Origin of the sequence: Actinomadura sp. HBU206391, from assembly GCF_014323665.1 — a bacterium.
In the GTDB taxonomy this organism is placed as follows: domain Bacteria; phylum Actinomycetota; class Actinomycetes; order Streptosporangiales; family Streptosporangiaceae; genus Actinomadura_C.
Window position 1 is genome coordinate 1 of record NZ_JABVEB010000251.1, and the last position, 7,681, is coordinate 7,681.

Genomic DNA, 7,681 nt, shown 5'->3' on the forward strand with positions numbered 1-7,681 from the left:
CGCCACACCGGCCCCTGCGCATCGCCCTCGAGCGCGCTCTCCGCGCCGCGCAGGTCGAATGGTCGACCGCGATCGAGGCCGAGGGCTGGCCGCTGATGCTGCATTTCGTGGCCCTCGGCGTCGGCACGGCGGTCGTCAACGGATGCGTCCGGCTCCCGGACGGGCTGGTCGGCCGCGACATCACGGATCTGCCGCGAGTGCCGTACCAGGCCGTCCACCTGCCCGGTCGGGAGAGCGACAGGCGGGTGGCGGGACTCCTCACCGCGATCCGCACGCGGCTGGCGACCGGGCCGGCCGGCCCTCCGCCCGGGCACCGGCAGGAGGCGATGGGCCGGTGAGAGCGGGCGTTCCAGGATCACTTCCGGCCTGACGGGCTGGCAGGATGAACCCACGCTGCAGCTTTCGGCGCGGCCCGTTGCGGCTGCCGTCCGCCCAGGAGGACCTCGTGCAGTACGAGATCGACGTCGACATCGACGCGGCACCAGAGGCGGTCTGGGCGGTGCTCACGGACGTCGAGCGCTGGCCCACATGGACCGAGTCGATGACCAAGGTGGAACGGCTCGCCGACGGCGAGTTCGGAACCGGCAGCATGGCACGCATCTCGCAGCCCCGGCTGCCGACCACGGTGTGGACGGTGAACGAGTACGAGCCCGGCACGTACTTCAGCTGGACGGCGAAGGGCCCCGGGATCACGACGGTCGGCGGTCACCAGGTCACCGCTGTGAACGGCGCGACGAGAGTACGGTTCAGCCTGCGTCAGACCGGGGCGCTGGCACCGATCATGGGGCTGCTGCTGTCGCGGCGGAGCCGCCGCTACGTCGACATGGAGGCGCATGGCCTCAAGCGGCACTGCGAATCCTGATCCGGCGTCACCGGCTGCCGCGCGCCGCGACGATCTGGCCGATCGCCTTCTCGAGCGCGTAGGCGGCATCGGCCGCTCCGCCCTTCACCTGGGCATCCGTCTCGGCGACGACGCCGAGCGCCTGGGCTACTCCCTCGGGAGACCAGCCCCGCAGTTGGGCGCGCACCCGGTCGACCTTCCACGGCGGCATGCCGAGTTCCTTGGCCAGGCCGGGGCCGCGCAACCCACGCGGCGCTCCGCCGACCTTGGCGAGCGAACGCACGCCCTGGGCCAGCGCACTGGTGATCAGCACCGGGGCGACCCCCGTGGCCAGTGCCCACCGCAGTTGTTCGAGGGCCTCGGCGAGGCGCCCCTCGACGGCCCGGTCGGCGACCGTGAAGCCGCTGACCTCGGCCCGGCCACGGTGATACCGCGCCACGGCGGTCTCGTCGATCCTTCCGTCGGTGTCGGCGACCAGCTGGCTGCACGCGCTCGCAAGCTCGCGCAGGTCATGGCCAACGGCATCGAGCAGCGATCTGGCGGCATCCTCGCTGATGGCGCCCCCCGCGCGGCGGACCTCGGACCGTACGAAGCCGACCCGCTCACTGGGTTTGGTGATCTTAGGACAGCTCACCCTTCGAGCCCCGAGCCTGCCGAGCTTGTCGAGCAGCGCCTTGCCTTTGGCGCCGCCATGGTGCACGACGATCAGAGTGATGTCGTCGGCCGGGTGCGCGGCGTAGGCGGTGACCTCGGCGGCCAGGTCCTTGCCGAGATCCTGCACGGAGCGCAGCACCAGCACCTTGCCGCCGCCGAACAGAGAAGGCGACGTCAGTTCGACCAGCCGGCCGGGTTCGAGCGTGGCCGGCGCCATCTCGACGACGTCGATCTCGGGCTCGGCGGCCCGGGCGGTGGCCACGATATCGGCGATCGCGCGGTCGACGAGCAGTTCTTCATCCCCGACGATCATGGTCATTGCGTCTGCCGGCATCCCAGCAGGATGCCATCTCCGCGGTCTCCGCGAGGCCTCGGGGACGGATGCGGACGTCGGGCGGCGTGGTCGACCCAAGACGACCGATGATGCCAGTATGAGAGCTTTCGTGACTTATCGGGCAGTTTTCATGGCGTTTCATGGCATCGATCATCATTACCAACAAAGGCTTCAGGCGAATGGTTGCCCACTGCCAATTCGGCGGTTAGTCTCTCGGTCATAGGCCGGACGATTTCAGCGCACCGAGGCGACAAGGAACACAAGCCGTTTCCGCCCGCTCACCGACCGTACCTCATCTTCCTGACTTCACCGCTCTTCGCCCACCGACTGGAACGCTCTCACCCGAGACATGCGAAGTCGGCAGTCGAACGTGCACACTCCGCAGAATGGAAAGGGGGTGGGAAATGAAGATCAAGAAGACGGCCATCCGTTCACAGAGTCAGAAAGCGCCTCGCATCTACACCTGGCAGAAACATTCGGCCTCGAGCAAATGATCAACATGGGCGACCTGCATGACGCCCGAAGAGCGGTGAGGTCGGCGAGTCCCTTCGGCGACCTCACCCGGGGGCCAGGAGGCCAGAGATGCGTGTTGTTCTCGCGGCGATGCCTTGGCAGGCGGTCAATCGCCCATCCCTGCCCATCGGCCTGCTGCACGGCTTGGTGCGGAGGGAACGTCCTGAAATAGAGGTGGCCGAATATCACGGTTGCATCAGGTGGGTGGAATTCCTTCTCGCTGCCAGCGCCGGGGCACTAGGGACCGGCGAATACGCCGACGTCGCCGACAATGGCGTGTTCTACGGACTGGGTGACTGGGTGTTCGCCGGTGGGCTCTACGACGATCCGGCCTGGACGGTGGAGGAAATGCGCGCCTACGCCGAGGCGGAGGACGTGGACATCTCCCTGCCCCTTCAGATGCGTTCCTTCGTACCGGGGTTCCTCGAGGCGGCGGCGGCGGAGGTCCTCGCGTCCGACCCCGACGTGGTCGGTTTCACCTCGACCTTCATGCAGAACGGCCCGAGTCTCGCCCTGGCCCGGCGGCTCAAGCGTCTACGACCGGAGATACAGATCGTCTTCGGTGGCGCGAACTGCGACGGGCCCATGGGAGCCGCCCTGCACCGCAACCACCCGTTCGTCGACTACGTCGTACGCGGTGAGGGCGAGGCGGTGTTCCCCGCACTGCTCGACCGGATCGAGGCCGGAGAGGATCCCGCCGGCGTGCCCGGGGTGTGCTGGTGGGACGGCGACCGGTCGGTCGCGAACCCTCAGGCCGCACACCCGGTGCCGCCGGGCATGCTCCCCACTCCGGACTTCGACGCCTGGCACGAGACCCTCGAGCAATCACCCGTAAGGGAACACGTCACCCCCCAACTCGTCCTCGAGGGCTCGCGCGGCTGCTGGTGGGGCGAGAAACACCAATGCACCTTCTGTGGTCTGAACGGATCGCTGATCGCTTTCCGGGCCCGGCCCGCCGACCGCTTCTGGGAAGAACTGAAAGGCATGGTCGAGCGTTATCAGATCCTCGATGTGGTCCCCGTAGACAACATCCTCGACATGCAGGCATTCCGAACACTGCTGCCGAAGATGGCGGAGGCCGACTGGGATCTGCGGATGCACTACGAGGTCAAATCGAACCTGCGGACGGAACAGGTCGAGGCCCTGGCGGCCGCCAAGATCGTCACAGTGCAGCCGGGAATCGAGAGCCTGAACGGGCGGGTTCTGAAGATCATGGACAAGGGAGTGGACGGCGCGACGAACGTGCGGCTCCTGCGCGACTGCGAGGACAACCACGTGACCGTCGCGTGGAACTACCTCTACGGGTTCCCCGGCGAGCGGGCCGAGGACTACCGGCACGTCATCGAGCAGATGGACGCCCTCGTCCACCTGCCCCCTCCAGAGAACGCCTCGCGCATCGCGCTGGAGCGTTTCAGCCCCTACTTCGAGCGGCCCGAGCTCGGTTTCGCCCGGCGTGCGCCCGCGGCCTACTACCGGCACGTGTACGCCCTGGAAGAAGCGGAACTTGCCGACCTCGCGTACTTCTTCACGTGCGACGACGCAGGCATCTCCGACGACGTGGCCGCCGAACTGCGCGCGGCCATCGCCCGATGGCGACGCGACTATCCGTACTCCTTCCTCGTCGCCGACGACCAGGGAGACCGGATCATCATCGATGATCGGCGCCGCGGCTATCCGCGATCGCTGCATCATCTCAGCGGATGGCGGACCGACGCCTACCGCGCTCTGGGGCGGCGCCGTAGCGCGGCCTCCTTGCACGCCATGCTGACCGCGCAGGGCCATACCGTGAACGAACCTGCCGTCGGCGCGTGGCTGCGCGGGGCGATGCGGCACGGGTTGGTCTTCAATGACGGCTCGGGCTATGTCGCGCTCGCGACCCGTGATGCGCCGTACCGACTGGTCGATACCGAGCACGACTCCGAGGAGATACCGGCATGATCGCCGCGATACCGCCCGGGGCCACGGTCGAGGCGCCCCATCCGATCATCCTCGGCGAGAACCCGGTGGACACGGTGCGGTTCGTCTCCTGGCTGCGCGATCGGTTCAGCGACGGCGTCATCGTCCGCTGGCAGGGCTCCGTGGTGTCGACGTTCGCGCCGCCGGACCTGTACCACCTGCCGCCACCCGAGGGAACCGGAGGGTGGTACCAGGAGTGGCGCGACACCTTCGCTCTGGGCCTGTTCTACTTCCGGCGCGGACCGGGATTCATCCAGATCAAGGACGTTCGGGATCCGGCCGCATCGGCGAGCTTCGTCCTCGATGAGGGTCCTCTCACCCGAACGTTCACCCGCTGCCTCGTCCCATGCTCACTGGCGGAGTTGCAGGGCGACGAGCGGGAGGCCGCGGAGGCCCTCCTCGAGGAGAACCTGTTGCTACGAGCCGGAGATCTGGTGGTGACGCTGCCGAATCGCATGAAGCGCTGGCCGGTGCCGGCGATGGCCCTGTGACACGCCCGGGGGCAATGCGTTCCGACGGCCGCTCACCGAGCTCGCATGCCGTGTTTCGTGGAACCGAAGGAGGTGGAACATGAAGATCAAGAAGCTGGCCATCCGTCCGAAAAGGCAGAAAACGCCTACCGTGTTCTGGGGGAAGTAGCCCCAGAGAATGAATGACCACAGGGCGATCGCTCATGAACGCCCGAAGCCGGTGAGGTCGTGCCGGGAATCCGGCGACCTCACCGGTGCCGGCGGGGCGGGGGCGCTCCGCACCTTCGTCCCACCGCCACCGCCCCGGCTCACGATCATGTAGGTCGGGACCGTCAGCCGATGGTGTGGCCGCCGTTGACCGTGATGCGCTCTCCGTTGAGGAACCCGGCCGCGTCGGAGGCGAGGAAGGACACGGTGGCGGCGACGTCCTCGGGAACGCCCATGCGTCCCAGTGGCACCTCCGCGAGGTAGCCCCGCAGGTCCTCGGCCGCAGCGGAGGCGTGGCGCTCGACCGGGATCCATCCGGGGGCGACCAGGTCCACGGTGATGCCGAACGGCCCGAGCTCTCGTGCCCAGGACCGGGTGAGGCCGAGCTGGGCCCCTTGGCCGCGACGTAGGCGGACATGCCCGGCAGCGCTCGTTCGAACATGTCCGGGCCGATCTGGATGACCCGGCCGTGGCTCCTGGCCTTCATGTCCGGCAGAACGGCCTGGAGCAGGAGCGTGGGGCTCTTGACGAAGAACGACAGCTGGTCGAGGTGCGCCTGCCAGGTGAGGTCCTCGATCCCGACCACCGGCTGGGGGCCGGTCGCGTTGGCCACCAGCACGTCGGCCGGCCCGAGGCGGTCGGTGACCCGGGCGACCAGATCGGTCACGGCCGTCTCGTCGGTGACGTCGGCGGCGAACACCTCGGCCACGCCGCCCTGCGCGCGGATGTCGTCGCGGACCCGGTGAGCCTGCTCGTCGCCGGGCAGGTCGTTGACGGCCACCGCCAGCCGTCGGCGGCCAGCCGCCGTGCGATGAAGGCGCCCAGCCCGCGGGACGCGCCGGTGACAAGGGCGACACCATCCGGTACGACCACGGGGGGCCCTTTCGTGCGGTTGTCCGCAGCCGACGATCATCAGCCGAAACCCACGGATATCCGAGCTTCGGGCCGGACCGCAAGAACAGATCATGAGCGGCGGGCGACGCCTCGATGAAGACACGGGTCTCTCGTCCGGCGTTCACGCAACGGAGGCCTCTTGTGTCGATGAGCGACATTTCGTCTCGTTATCGCATAGGTCATGCGAGTAGACCTGATGAAGAGGACACTCCCCGCCGTGGCCCTGGGGGTCCTCGCCCTCCCCCTCAACCCGTATACCGCGACCGAGGCGACGGCCCAGACGAAGGCCGAAACGAAGACCCGGGCGAAGACCGCGGCGACCTGCCCGATCGGCGTCGCGCACCGGGGACGGGTGACCGACGCCCAGCCCGAGAACTCCCTTCCCGCCTTCAAGGACGCCTGGAAGTACATGACCTGGGCGGAGACCGACATCCACTTCTCCAGGGCCTCCTCCGCCAATCCCAACGGCGTGCCCGTCCTCATGCACGACGCCACGCTGAACCGCACGACCAACGGCAGCGGAAACGTCTCGTCGCTGTACTCCTCCCAGTTCGTCGCCCTGAAGATGAAGAGCCGAACCGGAGCCGTGACGAGCATCCACCCGCCCACGCTGGCCGAAGCCCTCAGCGCGGCCAAGACCGCGAACAAGTACATGCTCCTGGAGACGAAGACCCGTATCAACGCCGCGCAGGCTCGCGAGATCACCAGGCGCATCATCAGCGCGGGAATGCTCGACAGGGTCAGAATGCAGAGCTTCAACGCCGCCGACCTGAAGCAGATCAAGGCCGTCGAGCCGAGGCTTGCCGGCGGACTGGCACTGCTCACCTACGACCAGCCCACCACGTCGGCGCATCCCTACGCGGCCCCCAAGGCGACCGCGATGACCAAGGCCCGCACCGATCAGCTCCAGGCCAAGGGCATCAAGCTCACGCCGTGGACGGTCAACGACCAGAGCGCCTGGCCGGTGCTGAAGTCCTGGCGGGTGGACGCGATCATCACCGACCTGGTGTGGACCTACGCCGAATGGAGATCGGCCGCTTGCTGACATCGAACGTCGGTGCCCCGGCATGACGGCCGCTCATGAGCCGCGCGTGACGACGGCGGGACGGCCACCGGAGTTCAGCACGGCGACGTCGCCGTCGAGATCGGTGCGGTAGCCGCGCATCCCCAGGCTCCGCAGCAGCGCGAGTGTCGCGGGGGCGGGGTGCCCATAGGTGTTCTCCGCCCCCACCGAGATCACCGCGACGCGCGCCCGCGAGGCCGCCAGGAAGCCCCGGTCCTGCCGAGCCGACCCGTGGTGAGGGACCTTCAGCACGTGCACCGCAGGTACGCCGGACACCAGCGCCCGCTGCGCCTCGATCTCGACGTCCCCGGTGAGGAGCACGGCGAGCCCCCGCACCCGGGCGACGAGCACCACGCTCGCGTTGTTCACCTCGGTGCCCGGATCGCGGGTCGAGACGCGCGGACCCATCGCCACCGGCCCCAGCACCGACAGGCTCAGGGCTCCGACCGTCCAATGCTGCCCCGGCTGCGCCGGCCGTACCGTGCGGCCGGTCACCAGGCTCCGCTCCTCCCCTTCGCTCAGCGGACTCGGCAGCACGGTTCCACCCGCCCGGCCGCGCAACGCGCCAGGCACCCCGTCGACGTGGTCGGCGTGGGGGTGGGTCAGGACGAGCAGGGGCACCTCCCGGACGCCGAGATCACGCAGGCAGCGATCGACCGCCGCGGGGGCCGGCCCCGCGTCCACGACCACCGCGCGGCCCGGGCCGGCGGCCAGCACCAAGGCGTCGCCCTGCCCGACGTCGCAGGCCA

General features: G+C 68.7%; 7 protein-coding genes and 1 pseudogene. 5 read left to right on the top strand and 3 right to left on the bottom strand.

The window, feature by feature from the left end; all coding sequences use genetic code 11:
* Positions 1–338, top strand: a 338-nt coding sequence (locus HKK72_RS33045; protein WP_261987436.1) for a LysR substrate-binding domain-containing protein, incomplete at its 5' end; no start/stop codon positions are given.
* A gap of 44 nt (positions 339–382) precedes the next feature.
* Positions 383–862 (top strand): SRPBCC family protein, encoded by a 480-nt coding sequence (locus tag HKK72_RS33050; protein ID WP_222721443.1) that lies wholly within the window; start codon positions 383–385, stop codon positions 860–862.
* Positions 863–869: 7 nt separating this feature from the next.
* Here the strand turns inward: HKK72_RS33050 and holA are convergent, their stop codons facing one another.
* The gene (holA, locus tag HKK72_RS33055; protein WP_187238355.1) at positions 870–1,829 is read right to left on the bottom strand and encodes a DNA polymerase III subunit delta; all 960 of its coding nucleotides are present in this window, start codon (positions 1,827–1,829) and stop codon (positions 870–872) included.
* Between the two features lie 582 nt (positions 1,830–2,411).
* On the opposite strand from holA, the gene HKK72_RS33060 reads away from it, so the two are divergent.
* Both HKK72_RS33060 and HKK72_RS33065 read left to right on the top strand, forming a co-directional pair.
* On the top strand, positions 2,412–4,280 hold the full coding sequence (locus HKK72_RS33060; RefSeq protein WP_187238356.1) for a RiPP maturation radical SAM C-methyltransferase: 1,869 nt from the start codon (positions 2,412–2,414) through the stop codon (positions 4,278–4,280).
* On the top strand, positions 4,277–4,789 hold the full coding sequence (locus HKK72_RS33065) for a DUF5825 family protein (RefSeq protein WP_187238357.1): 513 nt from the start codon (positions 4,277–4,279) through the stop codon (positions 4,787–4,789). The genes HKK72_RS33060 and HKK72_RS33065 overlap by 4 nt, the downstream gene beginning before the upstream one ends.
* A 311-nt stretch (positions 4,790–5,100) precedes the next feature.
* Here the strand turns inward: HKK72_RS33065 and HKK72_RS33070 are convergent.
* Positions 5,101–5,942: pseudogene (locus HKK72_RS33070) on the bottom strand (SDR family oxidoreductase).
* A gap of 108 nt (positions 5,943–6,050) precedes the next feature.
* Between HKK72_RS33070 and HKK72_RS33075 the strand changes: the two are divergent.
* The gene (locus tag HKK72_RS33075) at positions 6,051–6,914 is read left to right on the top strand and encodes a glycerophosphodiester phosphodiesterase (RefSeq protein WP_187238358.1); all 864 of its coding nucleotides are present in this window, start codon (positions 6,051–6,053) and stop codon (positions 6,912–6,914) included.
* Between the two features lie 33 nt (positions 6,915–6,947).
* Here the strand turns inward: HKK72_RS33075 and HKK72_RS33080 are convergent.
* A partial coding sequence (locus tag HKK72_RS33080; RefSeq protein ID WP_187238359.1) for a ComEC/Rec2 family competence protein occupies positions 6,948–7,681 on the bottom strand: 734 nt, incomplete at its 5' end.